This is a genomic window from Pseudonocardia sp. DR1-2, assembly GCF_023717215.1.
In the GTDB taxonomy this organism is placed as follows: domain Bacteria; phylum Actinomycetota; class Actinomycetes; order Mycobacteriales; family Pseudonocardiaceae; genus Pseudonocardia; species Pseudonocardia alni.
The window spans coordinates 736,323-755,026 of the sequence record NZ_JAMQOF010000002.1; the positions used below are offsets into that span (position 1 = coordinate 736,323).

Annotated in this window: 17 protein-coding genes; 8 read left to right on the forward strand and 9 right to left on the reverse strand. The window is 73.9% G+C overall.

The features are described from left to right. Positions 1-7: 7 nt before the first annotated feature. Both ND486_RS08400 and ND486_RS08405 read right to left on the reverse strand, forming a co-directional pair. The gene (locus ND486_RS08400; RefSeq protein WP_251783714.1) at positions 8-490 is read right to left on the reverse strand and encodes a carboxymuconolactone decarboxylase family protein; all 483 of its coding nucleotides are present in this window, start codon (positions 488-490) and stop codon (positions 8-10) included. Between the two features lie 53 nt (positions 491-543). Further along, positions 544-1,014, reverse strand: coding sequence for an Rrf2 family transcriptional regulator (locus ND486_RS08405; RefSeq protein WP_251783515.1), 471 nt, complete (start codon positions 1,012-1,014; stop codon positions 544-546). Positions 1,015-1,213: 199 nt separating this feature from the next. Here ND486_RS08405 and ND486_RS08410 point away from each other — a divergent pair, with 199 nt between their 5' ends. After that, positions 1,214-1,399, forward strand: coding sequence for a hypothetical protein (locus ND486_RS08410; RefSeq protein ID WP_208821541.1), 186 nt, complete (start codon positions 1,214-1,216; stop codon positions 1,397-1,399). A 79-nt stretch (positions 1,400-1,478) separates the two neighbouring features. Here the strand turns inward: ND486_RS08410 and ND486_RS08415 are convergent, their stop codons facing one another. Further along, positions 1,479-3,464, reverse strand: a complete 1,986-nt coding sequence (locus tag ND486_RS08415) for an acyl-CoA dehydrogenase (RefSeq protein ID WP_251783517.1) — start codon at positions 3,462-3,464, stop codon at positions 1,479-1,481. Then, positions 3,461-4,180: a TetR family transcriptional regulator gene (locus tag ND486_RS08420; protein ID WP_251783519.1), complete on the reverse strand. Its 720-nt coding sequence runs from the start codon at positions 4,178-4,180 to the stop codon at positions 3,461-3,463. The genes ND486_RS08415 and ND486_RS08420 overlap by 4 nt, the downstream gene beginning before the upstream one ends. A gap of 136 nt (positions 4,181-4,316) precedes the next feature. On the opposite strand from ND486_RS08420, the gene ND486_RS08425 reads away from it, so the two are divergent. From ND486_RS08425 to ND486_RS08445, 5 genes are all read left to right on the forward strand, one after another. Further along, positions 4,317-5,621 (forward strand): acetyl-CoA C-acetyltransferase, encoded by a 1,305-nt coding sequence (locus ND486_RS08425; RefSeq protein WP_062398538.1) that lies wholly within the window; start codon positions 4,317-4,319, stop codon positions 5,619-5,621. Further along, the gene (locus tag ND486_RS08430) at positions 5,618-6,970 is read left to right on the forward strand and encodes a 3-oxoacyl-ACP reductase (RefSeq protein WP_251783521.1); all 1,353 of its coding nucleotides are present in this window, start codon (positions 5,618-5,620) and stop codon (positions 6,968-6,970) included. Before ND486_RS08425 ends, ND486_RS08430 begins: the two co-directional genes overlap by 4 nt. Next, positions 6,970-7,866: a MaoC family dehydratase gene (locus tag ND486_RS08435; RefSeq protein ID WP_251783523.1), complete on the forward strand. Its 897-nt coding sequence runs from the start codon at positions 6,970-6,972 to the stop codon at positions 7,864-7,866. The genes ND486_RS08430 and ND486_RS08435 overlap by 1 nt, the downstream gene beginning before the upstream one ends. 363 nt (positions 7,867-8,229) lie before the next feature. Next, entirely contained in the window at positions 8,230-9,390 is a 1,161-nt protein-coding gene (locus ND486_RS08440; RefSeq protein WP_251783525.1) for a pyridoxal phosphate-dependent aminotransferase, read from the forward strand. After that, positions 9,387-9,818: an SRPBCC family protein gene (locus ND486_RS08445; RefSeq protein WP_251783527.1), complete on the forward strand. Its 432-nt coding sequence runs from the start codon at positions 9,387-9,389 to the stop codon at positions 9,816-9,818. The genes ND486_RS08440 and ND486_RS08445 overlap by 4 nt, the downstream gene beginning before the upstream one ends. Here ND486_RS08445 and ND486_RS08450 read toward each other — a convergent pair. Together ND486_RS08450 and ND486_RS08455 are read right to left on the reverse strand one after the other, a co-directional pair. After that, positions 9,790-10,464 carry a VC0807 family protein gene (locus ND486_RS08450; RefSeq protein WP_251783529.1) on the reverse strand — a complete coding sequence of 225 codons (675 nt, stop codon included), beginning with the start codon at positions 10,462-10,464 and terminating at the stop codon, positions 9,790-9,792. The genes ND486_RS08445 and ND486_RS08450 overlap by 29 nt on opposite strands. 205 nt (positions 10,465-10,669) lie before the next feature. Then, entirely contained in the window at positions 10,670-11,356 is a 687-nt protein-coding gene (locus ND486_RS08455) for a hypothetical protein (RefSeq protein ID WP_251783531.1), read from the reverse strand. A 303-nt stretch (positions 11,357-11,659) separates the two neighbouring features. Here ND486_RS08455 and ND486_RS08460 point away from each other — a divergent pair, with 303 nt between their 5' ends. Together ND486_RS08460 and ND486_RS08465 are read left to right on the forward strand one after the other, a co-directional pair. Next, positions 11,660-13,222 carry a mononucleotidyl cyclase gene (locus tag ND486_RS08460; protein ID WP_251783533.1) on the forward strand — a complete coding sequence of 521 codons (1,563 nt, stop codon included), beginning with the start codon at positions 11,660-11,662 and terminating at the stop codon, positions 13,220-13,222. 31 nt (positions 13,223-13,253) lie between these two features. Further along, on the forward strand, positions 13,254-14,870 hold the full coding sequence (locus ND486_RS08465; RefSeq protein ID WP_251783535.1) for an acyl-CoA synthetase: 1,617 nt from the start codon (positions 13,254-13,256) through the stop codon (positions 14,868-14,870). A 14-nt stretch (positions 14,871-14,884) separates the two neighbouring features. Here the strand turns inward: ND486_RS08465 and ND486_RS08470 are convergent, their stop codons facing one another. From ND486_RS08470 to ND486_RS08480, 3 genes are read right to left on the reverse strand one after another with little or no spacing between them, the layout of a single operon-like run. Beyond that, positions 14,885-15,565 (reverse strand): SIMPL domain-containing protein, encoded by a 681-nt coding sequence (locus ND486_RS08470; RefSeq protein WP_251783537.1) that lies wholly within the window; start codon positions 15,563-15,565, stop codon positions 14,885-14,887. Next, positions 15,562-17,565 carry a prolyl oligopeptidase family protein gene (locus ND486_RS08475; RefSeq protein ID WP_251783539.1) on the reverse strand — a complete coding sequence of 668 codons (2,004 nt, stop codon included), beginning with the start codon at positions 17,563-17,565 and terminating at the stop codon, positions 15,562-15,564. The genes ND486_RS08470 and ND486_RS08475 overlap by 4 nt, the downstream gene beginning before the upstream one ends. 14 nt (positions 17,566-17,579) lie before the next feature. Continuing rightward, complete coding sequence (locus ND486_RS08480; RefSeq protein WP_062398526.1) at positions 17,580-18,338, reverse strand: LamB/YcsF family protein; 759 nt, start codon at positions 18,336-18,338, stop codon at positions 17,580-17,582. Between the last annotated feature and the right edge of the window lie 366 nt (positions 18,339-18,704).

The window sequence follows — 18,704 nt, forward strand, 5'->3', positions numbered from 1 at the left end:
GGGAAGGTCACGGACGTCCCGCGGCCGCGGCGCGCCGGTGGCTCCCCGCGACCTGCCGGGTGGCGACGCTGACCCGGTTCCAGGCGTTGATGGTCGCGACGGTGAGGACGAGCTGCATCAGCGCCTTCTCGTCGAAGACGGCGGCGGCCTCGTCCCACACCGGGTCCGGCACCGCGTCGGTCCGGTCGGCGAGCCGGGTGAGCTCCTCGGTCAACGCGAGCGCGGCGCGCTCGGAGCGGGTGAACCACGGGGCCTCCCGCCAGGCGGACACGGCGAGCAGGCGCTCGATGCTCTCCCCGGCCTCCAGCGCGTCGTGGGAGTGCATGTCCACGCAGAACCCGCAGCCGTTGACCTGCGAGGCGCGCAGTCGTACGAGCTCCTGCACGGCGCGGGGGAGGACGGCGTCGTCGCGGGTGGAGGCCTCCAGCGCGAGCAGCGCGCGGTAGCCGTCCGGGACGTGGCGGTAGGGCCGGGTGATGCGCGGTTCCATGACGGTGCCCTTCGGGTCGGTGGCGTTCGTGGACGGTGTCGTGGGTGGTGTGATCACGGTGCGAGTGCGGCCCGGACGCGCTGCGGCGCGTCCGGGGCGGTGCGGACGACGTCCTCGGCGACCTCGGCGAGCGAGCGGCCGGCCAGCTCGCGTCGCCAGGCGAGCTCGGCCGAGCGCATGGACAGCGAGATCGCGCAGTGGCCGGAGTAGTCGAGCGACGGGTCCCCGCCCGGCGCCGCACCGAGGATCGAGGTGCAGCGGAACGCGTCCTCCGGCCCCTCGACCGCGACGACGACGTCGAGCAGGGACACCTCGTCCGCGGGCCGGGCGAGCCGGAACCCGCCCCGTGGGCCGGGCACGGACTCGCACACCCCGGCCCGGACCAGGGCCTGGAGCTGCTTGTTGAGGTACGCGGGCGGGAGGTCGTAGAACCCGGCGAGCCGGGCGCCGGGGACGGCGTCGCCGACCCAGGCCAGGTTCAGGCAGCAGTGCAGCGCCCACTCGACGCCCTGTCCCATCCGCATGAACTGGACACTACATATCCAGGATATCCGTTGTCCAGGTTTTGCGGGTGATCACCGTCTCCGTCGATGTGTCCGACAGATGACGGCAAACGCATCGATGTAAGCGGTCGGTTACAGGTACTGCCGGAACCTGGAAATCGGACGCTCCGGTCTTCCACTCTCGGGGCGTACGAAAGCTCCCCCGAAGGAAGGAACCGTCATGGACAAGCGCCGTATCGCCGGTCTGGCCGCTGCCGCCGTCGCCGCACCGCTCGTGATGCTGGGTGCCACCGGCACCGCCAACGCCGCGGAGATCACGCCGATCGCCGAGTACGTGGACGACACCGTCGCCGACCTCTCGTCGACGATCGGCGCCGTGGTCGACGCGCTGGGGTTCGAGGCCTGACCCGCCCCTGAGGCAGACGATCGACGGCCGGCCCCGGGAGCTCCGGGGCCGGCCGTCGGTCGTGCGGGGTGGTCGCGGCTCAGCCGGTCTCGACCTGGTCGGTGAGCGGCTCGGCCGGACGGCCGGGGGCCGGGGCCCACGCCTCGTCGTCGAGCATCGGGCAGGCCAGCCACTCGTCCGGGACGCCGAAGCCGTCGACCAGGGTCCGGGCGTGCGGACGCAGCTCGGCGCACAGCCCGTTGACCAGCGGCCGGATCGAGCGGGACTCGGCCGCGGTGAGCCGGCCGGTCTCCAGGTACCAGGCCCGCTCGCGGTCGATCACGGTGAGCACGTGCAGGTCGTAGACCCGCTCCAGCAGCGCGCGCACCGCCGGGTCGTCGACGGTCACGAGCTTGTCCGCGAACGACGCCTCCACCAGCGTGTCCACGTGCGCGCGGGCCGCGGTGAGCAGCAGGTCCTGGGCGGAGTTGAAGACGGCGAACTCGTCGTTGCCCTTGCGCATGGCCGGAGCCAGGTTGCGGATCGCCGCGGCCAGGGTGTCCTCGCGACGGACGGCCAGCAGCTCCCGGCGGCGCGTGCGGTCGGTCAGGTCGATCCCGCGGAACGGGAGCCGCCGGGTCAGCGACGCGGCCCCGGTCCGCTCGGCCAGTACCCCGGCGAGCTGACGGCCGAGCAGCGGCGCGATCTCGAGCGGGTTGCCCTTCTTGATCGTGCGGCCGTAGTCCGACAGCAGCTCCTTGGCCAGCAGCTGGAGCAGGACCGTGTTGTCGCCCTCGAACGTGGTGAACACGTCGGTGTCCGCCTTGAGGGCGGGCAGCAGGTTCTCCTCCAGGTAGCCCGCGCCGCCGCAGGCCTCCCGGCAGGTCTGGATGGTGTGCGTGGCGTGCCAGGTCGCGATCGCCTTGATCCCGGCGGCGGACTGCTCCAGCGTGCGCTGCTCGCGTGCGCCGACCGGTCCGGCGCCCGGGGCCTGGATGTCGTGCATCCGCTGGACCAGGTCGTCCTGGGTGAAGTGCAGGGCGAACGTCGTCGCCAGCGCGGGCAGCAGCTTCTGCTGGTGGGCGAGGTAGTCGAGGACGGCGATCTCCTCGCCGGTCGCCGGGTTGGCGAACTGGCGACGGCGCTCGCCGAAGCGCACGGCCAGGGTGAGCGCCTTCTCGGTCGCCGCGCCGGCACCGCCCGCCACCGAGATGCGGCCGCGGACCAGCGTGCCGAGCATGGAGAAGAACCGCGCCGTCTCGTTCTCGATCGACGACGAGTACGTCCCGTCCGGGGCGACGTCGGCGAAGCGGTTGAGGAGGTTCTCGCGCGGGATGCGGACGTGGTCGAAGGCCAGCCGTCCGTTGTCGACGCCGTTGAGGCCGGCCTTGCGGCCGTCGTCGCCGATCTGCACGCCGGGCAGGGCCTTGCCGTCGCTGTCACGCAGCGGCACGAGGAAGGCGTGCACGCCGGGCTTCTCGTCGCCGGTGATCAGCTGGGCGAACACGACCGCCATCCGGCCGTCCCGCGCGGCGTTGCCGATGTACTCCTTGCGGGCCTGCGGGTACGGGGTGTGGACGACGAACTCGCCCGCCTCCCGGTCGTAGGTCGCGGTGGTGTGCAGGTGCTGCACGTCGGAGCCGTGCCCGGTCTCGGTCATCGCGAAGCAGCCGAGCAGCTCGCCGTCGATGATCTTGCGGAGGTACTGCTCGTGGTGCCGCTCGGTGCCGAGTACCTGGACCGCGCCGCCGAACAGGCCCCACTGCACGCCGGCCTTGACCAGCAGCGACAGGTCTCCGTAGGCCAGCATCGCGAACGCGGCGACGACCCCGCCGACGTCGCCCTGGCCGCCGACCGACGGGTCGAACCCGGTGTGCGGGCGGCCCGAGGAGGTCAGGAACTTCAGCGAGTCGGTGATCCACTCGCGGTACTGCGCCGAGCTCAGGTCGGGGTCCGCGCGCATCTCGGCGTTGGCCGCCAGCTGTTCGCGGGTCTCCTGCCGGGCCCGGGCCCAGCGCCCGTCGACGACGGTGCGGAGCGCCTCGGCGGGGACGGCGTCGGGGCTCGGAAGGGTGCTGCGGGTCATGACTGAACCTCCTGCTGCACGTGCGATGCCAGGCCGGACAGTCCGGACCAGGCCAGGTCGGTGAGATGGGCGGCGATCCGCTCGCGGGGGGTGCCGTCGGGGCGGGCGAGCCAGTCGTCGGCCGCCCCCCGGACGAGGCCGACGATCGCGTGGCCCCAGATGCGGGCGGCGGCCCGCGGGTCGGTGCCGGTCCCCGCCGCGGTGCCGAGGTTGCCGGCGATGACCACGGCCACCTCGTCGCCGATCACGGTCACGAGGTCGTTGACCGGGTCGCTCGTCTCGGTACGGCCGGTGTCGGCGGTGGGGGCGCGCCGGGTGGTGCCCTGGGTGAGCAGCGGTCGCTGTACCACGAACCGGTACAGCTCCGGGTCGATCTCGATCAGCCTGAGGTAGGCGTCGATGCCGGCCGCGACGGCCGCCCGCGGCCCGCGGCCCGCGTCGGACAGGGCCTCGGCGGTGGCCCGCCGGACCTCGGCCAGCAGGACGCCGGCCACCGACTCGCAGATCGCGGTGTAGAGGCCGGCCCGGTCGCCGAAGTGCCGGTAGATCACGGTCTTGCTGGTCTCGGCGGACGCGGCGATCTCGTCCATCCCGATGCCGGCGCCGTGCCGGCGGATGGCCCCGATCGCGGACCCGACGAGTGCCACCCGCCGCTGCTCGCGGTGGGCGTCCCATCGGCTGTCGCGTCTGTCCCGTCCGGCCTTCACGAAACCCATAGTACCGTGTACCTTGAGTACCGGCTACCCCGTGGTAACGACGAACCACGAGCTGATGCTCCGCCCGCCCGGAGCCGCGTGCAGCGCGGCGACCCGATCGGGTGGGGCGGGACCCGATCCAGGAGGGACGACCCCCATGCCAGCCAGCACCCGGCGCGCCGCCGTCATCGGCGGCAACCGCATCCCGTTCGCGCGGGCCAACGGTGCCTACGCCTCCGCCTCGAACCTCGACATGCTCACCACGACGCTCGACGGTCTGGTGGCCCGCTTCGGGCTGGCCGGCGAGCGCCTGGGTGAGGTCGTCGCCGGCGCCGTGCTCAAGCACTCCCGCGACTTCAACCTGACCCGCGAGGCGGTCCTCGGCTCCCGGCTGAACCCCGCCACCGCGGCCTACGACGTGCAGCAGGCCTGCGGCACCGGTCTGGAGGCGACGATCGCCGTCGCCAACAAGATCGCGCTCGGCCAGATCGAGTCCGGCGTCGCCGGCGGTGTGGACACCGCGTCCGACGCCCCGATCGCGCTGAATGACGACCTGCGTCGCGTGCTGGTCAGGCTCAACGCCGCGAAGACGGCGGTGGACCGGCTCAAGCTGGTCGGGCAGCTGCGGCCGGGCCAGATCGTCCCGGACATCCCGGAGAACTCCGAGCCGCGCACCGGCCTGTCGATGGGCGAGCACGCGGCGCGCACCGCGCTGGAGTGGGGCATCGGCCGCACCGAGCAGGACGAGCTGACCGCGCGCAGCCACCACAACCTGGCGGCCGCCTACGACCGCGGCTTCTTCGACGACCTCGTCACGCCCTACCTGAAGCTGACGCGCGACAACAACCTGCGCGCGGACTCCTCGGTGGAGAAGCTCGCGAAGCTCAAGCCGGTCTTCGGGAAGGGCCCGGACGCCACGATGACGGCGGGCAACTCGACCCCGCTGACCGACGGCGCCGCGCTCGTCCTGCTCGGTTCCGACGAGTGGGCCGCCGAGCACAAGCTGCCGGTGCTGGCCCACGTCGTCGACGCCGAGACCTCGGCCGTGGACTACGTGCACGGCCCGGACGGGCTGCTCACCGCGCCGGTGTTCGCCGTCCCGCGGATGCTCGAGCGCAACGGCCTGTCCCTGCAGGACTTCGACCTGTACGAGATCCACGAGGCGTTCGCCTCGGTCGTGCTCGTGCAGCGCAAGGCCTGGGAGGACCCGCGCTTCTGCAAGGAGCGCCTGGGCCTCGACGCGCCGCTGGGCGCCGTCGACGACGCGAAGCTCAACGTCGCGGGCTCCTCGCTCGCCGCGGGGCACCCGTTCGCCGCGACCGGCGGGCGGATCGTCGCCACCCTGGCCAAGCTCCTGCGGGAGAAGGCCGACACGGAGAAGAAGGACCAGCGCGGCCTGATCTCGATCTGCGCCGCGGGCGGCCAGGGCGTCGTCGCGATCCTGGAGGCGAAGAAGGCATGAGCGACCTGCTCGCGACCCTGTCCAACACCGGCATCGCCAAGCAGCTGGGGCTGCCCACGGTGCCGACGCTGCGCCGGCACCGCCCCGGGGACCCGCTGCTGGCCGGCCCGGTGCTCGTGGCGTCGGTCGGCGAGTCGCGCTTCGCCGAGGCCGTCACCGCGTTCGTCGAGGAGCAGGGTGTCCCCGCGCTCACGGCGGTCGGTGAGGACCGGCTGCACGGCGTCGTCGTCGATCTGTCGGGAGCGCGGACGCTGGCCGACCTCGCCGCCGCCCAGCAGATCCTCACCCCCGCGGTGAAGCGGCTCGGGCCCTCGGGCCGGGTGCTGCTGATCGGCGCCGAGCCCGCCGAGGCGTCCGGGGCCGAGGCGGCCGCCGTCGCCCAGTCGCTCGACGGCCTGGTCCGCTCGATCGGCAAGGAGCTGCGGTTCGGCGCGACGGCGAACCTGCTCGTGGTGACCTCCGACGTGACCCCCGCGGCGATCGACTCGTCGGTCCGGTTCTTCCTGTCGGCCCGCTCCGCCTACGTCGACGGCCAGGTCGCGCACGTCGCCGCCCCGGTCGGGACCCCGCGGGAGCCGGCCGAGGTCGACGACCCGCGCGCCGAGGAGCAGCCGCTCGCCGGGCGCATCGCGGTGGTCACCGGGGCGGCCCGGGGTATCGGCGCGGCCATCGCCGACACCCTGGCCCGCGACGGCGCGACGATCGTCGCCGTCGACATCCCGGCGGCCGGCGAGGGCCTGGCCCGCACCGCGAACCGCACCGGCGGCACCGCGCTGCAGCTGGACATCACCGCGTCGGACGCGGCGGACCGGCTGCTCTCGCACCTCGCCGACCGGCACGACGGCGTCGACATCGTGGTGCACAACGCGGGCATCACCCGCGACAAGCTGCTCGCGAACATGACCGAGGACCGGTGGAACTCGGTGCTCGGGGTCAACCTGGGCGCCCAGCTGACGATCAACGAGGCGCTGCTGGCGAAGGGCTCCCCGCTGCACGAGGCCGGCCGCGTGGTCTGCGTGTCGTCGCAGTCGGGCATCGCGGGCAACCGCGGCCAGACCAACTACGCCGCCTCGAAGGCCGGTGTGATCGGGATGGTCCGCGCGCTCGCCCCGCGGTTCGCCGAGCGTGGCGCGACGATCAACGCCGTCGCGCCCGGGTTCATCGAGACCGACATGACCGCGACGATGCCCGTCGCCACCCGCGAGGGCGGCCGCCGGATCAACTCGCTCAAGCAGGGCGGGCTGCCGGTCGACGTCGCCGAGGCCATCGGCTGGTTCGGCCGTGCCGAGTCCGGCGGGCTCAACGGGCAGGTCGTGCGGGTCTGCGGCCAGTCGATGCTGGGGGCCTGATGACCGTGGCCGAGGACCGGAAGGTCACCGAGCTGCCCGGCCCGCCGTCGCTGGGGCAGTACTACGCCTCCGCGGCCGCCCGGGCGGCGCTGCCCGGCGGCTCCGGCCGGTCGCTCCCCGCGACCGAGCTGGTCCGCCGCGGCGTCACCGTCGAGCAGGGGCACCTCGCCGACTACGCCCGGGTCTGCGGGTTCCGGGTCGGCAACGCCCTGCCGGTGACCTACCCGCACATGCTCACCTTCGGGCTGCAGGTCGTGCTGATGGCCGGCCGGTCGTTCCCGCTGCCGCTGCCCGGACTGGTGCACATCGCCAACCGGATCACCGTGCACCGGGCGATCGCCCCGACCGAGACGCTCGATGTCCGGGTGTGGGCCGAGCGGTTCACCCGCCACCCCAAGGGCGCGCAGGTGGATCTGATCGGCGAGGTCTCCGCGGGCGGGGAGACCGTCTGGGAGGGTCGCAGCACCTACCTGGCCCGCGGGGCGACGGCCCCGGACGGCCCGGTGGGCGGCGACGGCACGGCCGACATCGCCGAGCCGCCGGTGCCCACCGGTCCGGCGAACGCGCTGTGGCGGGTCCCGGGCGACATCGGGCGCCGCTACGCGGCCGTCTCCGGCGACGTGAACCCGATCCACCTGCATCCGCTCACCGCGAAGGCGATGGGCTTCCCGCGGGCGATCGCGCACGGCATGTGGACCGCGGCGCACGCCGCCGCGGCGCTGGAGGGCCGGGTCCCCGACGCCTGCACCTACGAGGTCGTGTTCCGCAAGCCGGTGCTGCTCCCGGCGAAGGTCGAGCTCGTGACCGAGCAGGCCGCAGGCGGGGCGTGGGGACTGGCCCTGCGCAGCGCCAAGGACGCGCAAAAGCTCCACCTGGTCGGCCGCATCGGCGGGTAGACCAGGCGCATGGACGAGGAACGACCCCGACCGGGTGGGCAGGTCTGCTCACCCGGTCGGGTGATTCTGGATCGGTCCACAGGCCGGTACAGCAACGTTTTCCCGATGACGGACGTCTTCCTCTGTGTCCATCATTCGTCATCCGACATCCGTGAGGAGGCCATGCGATGAACGAGGACATCTCGATCGAGACCGACGAGCAGCACGACGACGAGTCCCACATCGTCCGCGGACTCGACTAGGTCGGGCGGAGGAGCTCGTCCCGGCGCGGTGGAACCCACCGGCGTCCGCGGACCGGCACGGGTTCGCGCAGACCCTCGATCAGGAGCTGCGCCACCCGCCCACCCGGATAGTGTCGGGCCCATGCTGGTCGAGCGCATGCGCCCGTTCACCTCGACGATCTTCACCGAGATCTCCCGCCTCGCGGTCGAGACCGGTGCGATCAACCTCGGCCAGGGCTTCCCGGACACCGACGGTCCGGCCTCCCTGCTCGCTGACGCCGCCGCCAACATCACCGAGCGCGGCCTGAACCAGTACCCGCCCGGCCCGGGTGTACCCGCGCTGCGCGAGGCCGTCGCCGCGCACCAGCAGCGCTGGTACGGCCTCGACGTCGACCCGGCCGACGTCGTCGTCACCACGGGGGCGACCGAGGCGATCGCCGCGACCCTGCTCGGCCTCTGCGGCCCCGGCGACGAGGTCGTCGCCTTCGAGCCCGCCTACGACTCCTACGCCGCCGCCGTCGCGCTGGCCGGCGCCACGCTGCGGACCGTGCCGCTGCTCCCGCCCGACTTCGGCTTCGACGACGACGCGCTGGCCGGCGCGTTCTCCGACCGCACCCGGGTGGTGCTGGTCAACACCCCGCACAACCCGACCGGCGCCGTGCTCACCCGCGACCAGCTGACCCGGGTCGGCGAGCTCGCCGTCGCGCACGACGCCGTCGTCGTCACCGACGAGGTGTACGAGCACATGGTCTTCGACGACGCCCGGCACGTGCCGATGGCGTCGCTGCCCGGACTCGCCGACCGCACCCTCACGATCTCCTCGGCGGGCAAGACGTTCTCGGTGACCGGCTGGAAGGTCGGCTGGGTGCACGGCCCGCCGGAGCTCGTCGCCGCGCCGCGGGCGGTCAAGCAGTTCCTCACCTTCCACGGCGGCGCCCCGCTGCAGCCCGCCGTCGCGCACGCGCTGGCCCTGGGCGACGACTTCTACACCGGCCTCACCGCGGACCTGGCCCGCAAGCGGGACCTGCTGTCCGCCGGGCTGCGGGCGGCCGGGTTCGACGTGCTCACCCCGCGCGGGACGTACTTCGTGGTCGCCGACCCGCGCCCCCTCGGGTTCGACGACGGCGTCGACCTGGCCTGGAAGCTGCCCGGGCTGTGCGGGGTCGCCGCCGTCCCGGTGTCGGTGTTCTGCCCGTCGCCCGAGGCGGCGCGGGCGTACCGGCCGTTCGTGCGGTTCGCGTTCTGCAAGCGTGACGACGTGCTGGAGAAGGCGGCCGGGCGGCTCGCGGGACTGCGGGCGTGACCGCGGTGCCGGGCCCGGGCGCGAGCTGGGTGTCGGTCGTCGTCGGCGCCGACCCGGAGCGGGTCCACGTGTTCGCCCGCGACCCGCGCAACCTCCCCCGGTGGGCGGCCGGCGTCGGGGACCGGGTCGAGGAGCGCGGCGGCCGCTGGGTCGTGCCCGGCGGCCCGCTCGGTGAGATCGAGATCCGGTTCGCCGCGGACAACCCGTGGGGCGTCCTGGACCACGAGGTGCTGACCGCCGACGGGCGGCGTTTCCACAATCCGGTGCGGGTCGTCGAACACCCGGACGGCGCCGAGGTGGTGTTCGGCGTCCGGCGCACCCCCGGGACACCGGACGCCGACCACGCCGCGGACGTCGCCGCCGTCCTCGCGGACCTGGAGCGGCTGCGTGCCCTGCTGGTCAGTGACCCGCCCGCGCCGCCCGCTTGACACTGACGACCAGCAGCGCCGACATCGCCCCCCACACCACGATCGACTGCACCGACAGGATCGGCAGCGCCACCACCGGGGCCAGCGTGTAGGCCAGGGTGATCCGCAGCGCCGCCTCCAGCGCCATCACCAGCGCCGCGACGCCCGTCGCGCGGCGCAGCGTCCGCCGGAACACCGGGTTGGCCGCCCACTGGCGCTCCATCAGCTCCGGCAGGTCGGGGCGCTGGGCACTGCCGAAGAACCGGCACACGTGGAACACCAGCGGCCGGCGCCCGACCACCAGCGACCCGGCGAGCAGCAGCCCGAACGCGACGCTCTGGATCGCGTCGCGGGCCACGGCGAAGCGGGCGTCGCCGCTGAGCAGCGAGGTCGCCAGCCCGGCGGCGATGGTGACCAGCACGATCATCCCGACCGGGTTGAGCCTGCGGTGCCGCACCGCCTGCACCAGCACGTTCAGCGCGGGCGGCAGCGCGGACCAGGCCAGCGCCGCGACGTCGGACATGCCCTGCCCGGTCAGCACGACGTAGACGAGGTAGGGCAGCGCCGCGTCCACCAGCAGCGAGCCCACGGTCTGCCGCAGCACGGCGCCGCGGCCCGCGGGGGCGGTGGCCGCCGGGGTGGCCGTCGGTGTGGTGGTCGGGGTCATCGGTGCCTCCGGAGTACGGCGGATCGGACCCGACGACGGTCCCGCGCGCGGACCCCCTCCCGGATCCACCCGGGGACCGACCCCGGGTGGAGATCGGCTCTCCACCCACCGGCCCGGACACGGCGACGCCCCCGTCCCGTCGCTGTGGCGACGGTGGCGGGGGCGGTCGTGTGCCGTCGCGGCGCCCGGACGGCGCCGGGCGCGGTCAGATCCGGGCGGTCCGCTGCGCGGCACCCGGCCACAGGCGGGCACCGACGGCACCACCGATCGCCGCGGCCGCGGCGGTGACACCCATTCCGAGGACCGACCAGCCCGCGGCCTCGCGCGCGAGACCGACGACGCCCGCGCCGTTCACGCCGGCGAACGCCGAGCCCGCGTAGCCGGCGAGCGCGCCGCCACCCGCGAGGGCGAGCGCGACCAGCAGCATCGTGGTCAGGACCCACATCGCCAGTGCGTTGACCACGCCGTCGCCGGGGCTGTCCCACAGCGTCGACGACCCGGTCGCCATGCCACCGAGGAAGAACGCCAGCAGGCCGATGACCACCGACACCACGGCCGCCGTCGTCGTGCCGGGACCGCCGAGGGCCAGCCAGCCGAAGGCGAAGAACAGCAGCTGCAGCACGATGTTGGTCGCGAACGTGGTCAGTGCGCCGATCCACACCGCGCCCCAGCGGATGCGGTCCAGCCGCGGGCCGCCCGCGACCGGTACCCCGCCCGGGTGGTGCGCGGTGCCCGACCGGTGGTCCACCGTGCTGCGGTCGGTGACGGCGTGCTCGGCGTGCCGGTGGTCGGCGTGCACGGGATCGGCGCGCCCGGGCGCCACCGCGCCCACGTGCTCCGCCGGTCCGCCTGCGACGGCGCCGCGCCCGGTAGTGCCGTACGTGCTGGTCATCTGGTCGTCCCCTCTGTGTGACGGGCCCCGCCGGAGCCGGCCCGTCCCGATGTGTGACCTACCCGGGCCCAGTACCCGTGAGCTGGGTCTCACAACGTCGCGGCGACGGGAACACGCGAACGGGGAGCCGCCGTCGCGTGTTCGGCCCAGGCGGCCGAGCGCGCAGGGTGGGCGGCCATCCCCCTGCGCAGCACGGTGGTGGCGTCGGTTCCCCGACCCGGCGGGCCGGAGCGCGGGACGGGGCCGGCACCCGGTCCCGATCTCCGGCGGCCCAGCTCACTCGATCGGCCTAGACTCCGGCCCATGGATGCGCAGCGACCCGCGACGCGGCCGGGCCGCCAGGTCGTCGGGCTGTCGGTACGGGCCCTGCTCGCCCTCGTCGTGGCGTCGGCGAACGTCATCGGCGGCGGCGTGGTGCTGGTCATCGCGGCCTTCGTCCTGCCCCGCGAGCAGCTGCTCGACGCCGTCGAGATCCGGCTGGTCAACCTCGTCGTGTTCGGGATCTACCTGCTCGTCGCGGTTCCGGTCGGGATCTGGTTCGGCCGCCGGAAGCTGACCCTGCGCCGCTCCTCACGCGACCCGCAGGCCGACGAGCGAGCGCTGGTCCTGCGGGCGCCCGCCCGTATCTCGTCGATGGTCGCGCTGCTGTGGATGGTGGCCGCGGTCCTGTTCTGCTTCCTGAACCTGCGCTACTCCGGCCGGCTGGGCTTCTCGGTCACCGCCACCGTGCTGATCGGCGGCGTGACCACGTCGTCGCTGTCCTACCTGCTGGTCGAGCGGATGCTGCGCCGTGCCGCGGCCCGGGTGCTGTCCGGACGGCCGCCGAAGCGGCGTCGCCTGGTCACCGGGGTCATGCTGCGCTCGGTCGGGTTCTGGGCGCTCGGCACCGCGGTCCCGATCTCCGGGATCATGCTGGCCGGGCTCGTCGCGCTGGTGTTCGGCGACTCCTCACCCACCCAGCTCGCGGTCACCATGCTCGCGCTGGGCGGCACCGCGATCGGGGTCGGGCTGATCACGACGCTCGGGGCCGCCCGCGCCATCGCCGACCCCGTGCTGGCCGTGCGCCGCGCGCTGGCCCGGGTGCAGGACGGCGATCTCGACGTGAGCCTGCCCGTCTACGACAACACCGAGCTCGGCCAGCTCCAGGCCGGGACGAACAGCATGGTCGAGGGCCTGCGCGAGCGGGAGCGGATCCGCGACCTGTTCGGCCGCCACGTCGGTCGCGACGTCGCCGAGGCCGCCTCGGCGCGCGGCGACGGCATCCGGCTCGGCGGCGAGGTGCGCCCGGTCGCCGTGCTGTTCGTCGACCTCGTCGGCTCGACGACGATGGCCGCCCGCCGCCCGCCCGAGGAGGTCGTGGCGGTGCTGAACCGCTTCTTCGGGGTGGTCGTCGAGTGCGTCGAGCAGGCCGGCGGGTGGATCAACAAGTTCGAGGGCGACGCCGCGCTCGCGGTCTTCGGTGCCCCGCTCGACCTCGACGACGCCCCCGGCGCCGCGCTGAGCGCCGCCCGCTGCCTGGGCGCCCGCCTGGCCGAGGAGATGCCCGAGGTCGAGGCCGGGATCGGCGTGTCCGCGGGCGACGCCGTGGCCGGCAACATCGGGGACCCGCGCCGCTACGAGTACACCGTGATCGGCGACCCGGTGAACGAGGCCGCCCGGCTCACCGAGCTGGCGAAGTCCGTGCCGGGGATGGTCGTCGCGTCCGCGCGGGCCGTCGACGCCGCCGGTGCGGAGGCCGCGCGGTGGCGGGCCGGGGAGTCGGTGACGCTGCGCGGACGGGACGAGCCGACCGGGGTCTGCGTGCCGGCCGAGCACGCCCAGGACACCGCCGCGTCCGTCGGATCCGGGGAGAACAGTCGTACGTGACTGTCGGGGTGTCCTCGGGCAGGATGCCGCCATGGGCAACGGCGCTACCGGGTTCAGTGAGCAGACCGCCGCGGCGATCCAGCGGGTGCGACGGCACTCGCTCGGGGACCTCCTGCACCGCACGGCCGTCCGGTACCCGGGCAAGACCGCGGTCGTCGACGGCGACACCCGCTGGACGTTCGCCGAGTTCGACGCGGCGGTGAACCGGTGCGCCGCCGCCCTGGCGGAGCAGGGGCTGGCCAAGGGCGACCGGCTCGCGCTGCTCTCGCACAACTGCCGCCAGTTCGCGGTGCTCGTCTACGCCACCGCGCGGCTCGGCGTCGTGCTCGTGCCGATCAACTTCATGCTGAACGCCGAGGAGATCGCGTTCATCCTCGACCACTCCGGGGCGACGGCCTTCGTCGTCGAGGACGCGCTGGCCGCCGCCGGGGAGAAGGCGCTCGCGCAGTCGTCGGAGCCGGCGTCGGTCCGGGCCTGGATCGGGCTGTCCGGGCAGGCACCGACCGGCGACTGGGCCGACCTGGACGCCTGGATCGACGGCGACGGCGACCCCGGTGAGCCCGACGTGCACATCGCCGACGACGACCCGCTGCGCCTCATGTACACCTCCGGCACCGAGTCGCGGCCCAAGGGCGTCATGCTGCCGAGCCGGTCGCTGATCACCCAGTACGTGTCGTGCGTCGTCGACGGCGGAATGGAGCACGACGACGTCGAGCTGCACTCGCTGCCGCTCTACCACTGCGCGCAGCTGGACTGCTTCCTGTCCGTCGACGTCTACCTGGGCGCGACCAGCATCATCCTCCCGGCGCCGGACCCGGCCCGGCTGCTGGAGACCATCGAGCGGGAGAAGGTCACCAAGCTCTTCTGCCCGCCGACGGTGTGGATCTCGCTGCTGCGCCACCCGGACTTCGACACCCGGGACCTGTCGAGTCTGCGCAAGGGCTACTACGGCGCCGCGGCCATGCCGGTCGAGGTGCTGCAGGAGCTGTCCCGGCGGCTGCCCGACGTGCGGCTGTGGAACTTCTACGGCCAGACCGAGACCTCGCCGCTGGCGACCCTGCTGGGCCCGGACGAGCAGCTCAGCCACGCCGGGTCGGCCGGGCGGGCGTCGCTGAACGTCGAGACGCGCGTCGTCGACGACGCCGGGAACGAGGTCCCGCCGGGTGAGGTCGGCGAGATCGTGCACCGCAGCCCGCACGTGACACTGGGGTACTACGAGAACGAGGAGAAGACCGCCGAGGCGTTCGCCGGCGGCTGGTTCCACTCCGGCGACCTGGGCGTGATGACGGCCGATGGGTACCTGTCCGTCGTCGACCGCAAGAAGGACATGATCAAGACCGGTGGGGAGAACGTGGCGTCCCGCGAGGTGGAGGAGGCGCTCTACCTGCTCGACGGCGTCGCCGAGGTCGCCGTGTTCGGCGTCAGCCACCCGCACTGGATCGAGGCCGTCACAGCGGTCGTCGTCCCGAAGCAGGGGGTGACGCTGACCCGCGAGCAGGTCGACGCGCACGCGAGGGACAAGCTCGCCGGCTACAAGCGGCCCAAGTACGTCGTGTTCGCCGACGCCCTCCCCAAGAACCCCAGCGGTAAGATCCTCAAGCGGGAGCTGCGCACCGAGCACGGCGACATCGCCGCCCGGGAGGGCTGAGCCCGTCCCGGGCGTCAGCAGCCCGGCCGGACCACGAACTCGGCCTCCACCTCGGCCCGGACGGTGATGTCGTCCGGGGCGAGCAGCGTCCCGAGCCCGCCGTCGGCGGACTCGGCGCCCCAGCTGCCGGGCGCGCCGACGGCCCGGGCGCTCATCGCGACCGCCCGGCCGCCGAGCATCCCGGTGTCGGCGACCGAGCGCGGGGCGACGGTGCCCAGGTCCAGGGCGTCGGCGTAGTCCTGGGCGCGTTCGACGGCCTGGCGCAGCGCGTCCTGCCGGGCCGCGCGCTCGACCTCGCGGCGGTGGTCGCGGGCCAGGTCCCAGGTGATCCCCTGGACCTGCGCACCGGTGAACCGGTCCACACCGGACAGCCACGCGCCGAGCCGGGCGACGTCGTCGAACTCCACCGACACCGACACCGACGCGTGGTGCACCGGCGGCTGCGGGCGCCCCTCGAAGGAGGGCTGTTCGACCCAGCTGCGGGCCTGGTCGACGACGTAGCGCCGGACCGGCCCGGCGTCGGGGTCGTGCAGGCCGCGCACGTCGGCGACGAGCGCCGCGGTGCCGCGCTCGACCTCCGCCCGCACCGGGGCGGCCTCGGGGCCCTGCGCCTGGACGACGACGAGCGCGGTGCCGCGCTCGGCCGGCACCTGCCGCTCGTGCTCGCCCCGCACCCTGATCACGACGTCGCTCATGCCAGCTTCTCCCACAGGAATCCGTAGGCCAGTGCGGCCATCCTGGCGGCCTGCGCGTTGTCCGCGGCGCCGCCGTGCCCGCCCTCGATGTTCTCGTAGTAGGTCACGTCGTGGCCGGCGGCCTCCAGCGCGGCGGTGAACTTGCGGGCGTGGCCGGGGTGCACCCGGTCGTCGCGGGTGGAGGTCAGCAGGATCGTCGGCGGGTAGTCGGCCGCGTCGTCGATCAGGTGGTACGGCGAGAACGTCCGGATGAACTCCCAGTCGTCGGTGTCCGGGTCGCCGTACTCGGCCATCCAGGAGGCGCCGGCGAGCAGGTGGCTGTAGCGCTTCATGTCCAGCAGCGGCACCTGGATGACCACCGCGCCGAACAGCTCCGGGTAGCGGACCAGCATGTTCCCGGCCATCAGGCCGCCGTTGCTGCCGCCCTGCACGGCGAGGTGTGCCCGTGAGGTGATGCCGCGGTCGATCAGGTCCCGGGCGACGGCGGCCATGTCCTCGTAGGCCCGCGGCCGCTTCTCGCGCAGCGCCGCCCGGTGCCAGCGCGGCCCGTACTCGCCGCCGCCGCGCAGGTTCGCGACCGCGTACACCCCGCCGCGCTCCAGCCAGGACCGGCCCGTGCCACCGGAGTAGCCGGGGGTCATGGGGATCTCGAAGCCGCCGTAGCCGTAGAGCAGGGTGGGGGCGGAGCCGTCGAAGGGCAGGTCGTCGCGCCGGACCAGGAAGTACGGGACCCGGGTGCCGTCGTCGCTGGTCACGAAGTGCTGCTCGATGACGTGGCGGGACGCGTCGAAGAACGCGGGCGCGCTGCGCAGCGGACGGGGCTGTTCGCCGACCGTCGCGATCGACAGCGTCGACGGGGTCAGGTAGTCGGTGACGATCAGCCAGACGTCGTCGCTCTCGTCGGCGTCGACCGCGGCGACGGTGACGCTGCCGAACTCCGGTGCCCCGGTGAACGGCGCGCGGGTCCAGCCCTGCTCGCCCGGGGTGAGCACGACGAGCCGGTCGACGACGTGTTCCAGCACGTCGAGCACGAGGTGGTGGCGGGTCCAGGCGTACCCGGCGAGCGAGGAGGAGTCGGTGGGCTCGAACAGCACCTCCCACGAGGGGGTGCCGCCCAGGACGTCGTCGAAACGGGCGGCGAGCAGGGAGCCCGCGGTGAACGAGCCCCAGTCCTCGCGCAGCTCGACGGTGCACCACTCGCGGTGCACGTCGGTCATCGCGGAGTCCGGGACGTCGATCTTGGTGAGGGTCCCGTCCGCGCCGATGAGGTACAGCTCGTCGGCGTAGAAGGCGAGCGCGCGCCGCAGGAAGTCCCGCTCGAAGCCCGGGGTGTGGTCGCGGAACGCCGAGATGCTGAGGTCGGTCTCCTCGCCGGCGTAGACCAGCTCGGCGGACTCCAGGGCCTCGCCGCGGCGCAGCCGCCGCACCGTGCGCGGGTAGCCCGACGTGGTCATGGTGCCCGGGCCGAGGTCGGTGGACAGGTAGACGGTGTCGCGGTCGATCCAGCTCATCCCACCCTTCGCCTCGGGCCGGGAGAACCCGCCGTCGACGAAGCTGCGGCTCGGGATGTCGAACTCGCGCGTGACGTCGGCGTCGGCGCCGCCGCGGGACAGGTCGACCAGCGCGCGGTCGAGGTCCGGGCGCAGGAACCGGGCACCGTGCCAGACCCAGTTCTCGCCCTCGGCGGCGTTGAGCGCGTCGACGTCGAGCAGCACCTCCCACTCGGTGTCGGCGCTGCGATAGGACTCCGGCGTGGTGCGCCGCCACAGGCCACGCGGGTGCTGCTCGTCGGTCCAGAAGTTGTAGTAGTGCCCGCCGCGGGCGGTGACGAACGGGATCCGGTCGCGGGAGTCGAGGACCTCGCGGATCCCCGACTCCAGCTCGGCGAACAGCGGGGTGCCGGTCAGCCGCGCCTCGGTGCGGGCGTTGCGCTGCGACACCCATTCCAGGGCCTCGGTGCCGGTGACGTCCTCGAGCCAGGCGTGCGGGTCGTTCGTCATGACCCGATCATCGCTCACACGAACGGTGCGACGGTGATCCCGGCCCGGGCGAGCTCGTCACGGACCCGCCGGGCGGTCGCGACGGCGCCGGAGGAGTCGCCGTGCAGGCAGGCGGACTCGGCACGGACCGCGACGTCGCTGCCGTCGACCGCGCGCACCGTCCCCGTCCCGACCACACGGACGAGCCGTTCGGCCGCCTCCGCGGGGTCGTCGAGCAGCGCACCCGGTTCGCCGCGCGGCACGAGCCCGCCCGCACCGGTGTAGCCGCGGTCGACGAAGAACTCGCCCACCGCGCGCAGCCCGGCCCGCTCGGCCTCCGCGAGCAGCTCGGACCCGGGCAGCCCGAGCACCGGCAGCGACGGGTCGTACGCCCGCACCGCCCGGACCACCGCGCGCGCCTGTGCGGTGTGCGTCCGTGTGGCGTTGTAGAGCGCGCCGTGCGGCTTGACGTAGCGGACCCGGGTACCCGCGGCCCGGCACAGGGCCTCGAGGCCGCCGATCTGGTAGAGCACGTCGTCGGTCAGCGCGTCGGGCTCGATGTCGAGGAACCGGCGCCCGAACCCGCGCAGGTCCGGGTACGACACCTGCGCCCCGACGACGACCTCCGCCCCGGCCGCCCCGGTGGTCGTGACCCGCAGCGTCGAGGGGTCCCCGGCGTGGAACCCGCACGCGACGTTCGCCGAGGTGACGAGCCCGAGCATCGCCTCGTCGTCGCCGAGGGTCCACCGGCCCCAGGACTCACCGAGGTCGGCGTTCAGGTCGATCGTGCTCACGGGCGTGTCCTCGGTGTCTGCGTCGGAGTCCGTGTCGGTCCGGGGCCCAGTGTGACCGGTGTCGGCTCGCTCGGAGATCGGAGCTCCTGGGCCCGGCGGCCCGGGATCGGGCCATCTCGCCCGGGCCCGGGGGCACGGGAGGGTGCTGGTTCTCCGAACTCGCTTACCCGGTAAGCGGATTCGGAGAACAGGGGTGTCCGGGGGCCGGTTCCTGCCGGCGTGGAGGCGCGTCGCCTCATCGGCATCCTGTCCTGCGAGGAACAGTGCGTCCCGGGAACGGTTCTGCGGACGTCGGGCCTCCGCGGAACCGAGGGAGCCGGGGCGAGGCACGGACGGGGACCGACCGGCCCTGCCCCGGCGCGAGGG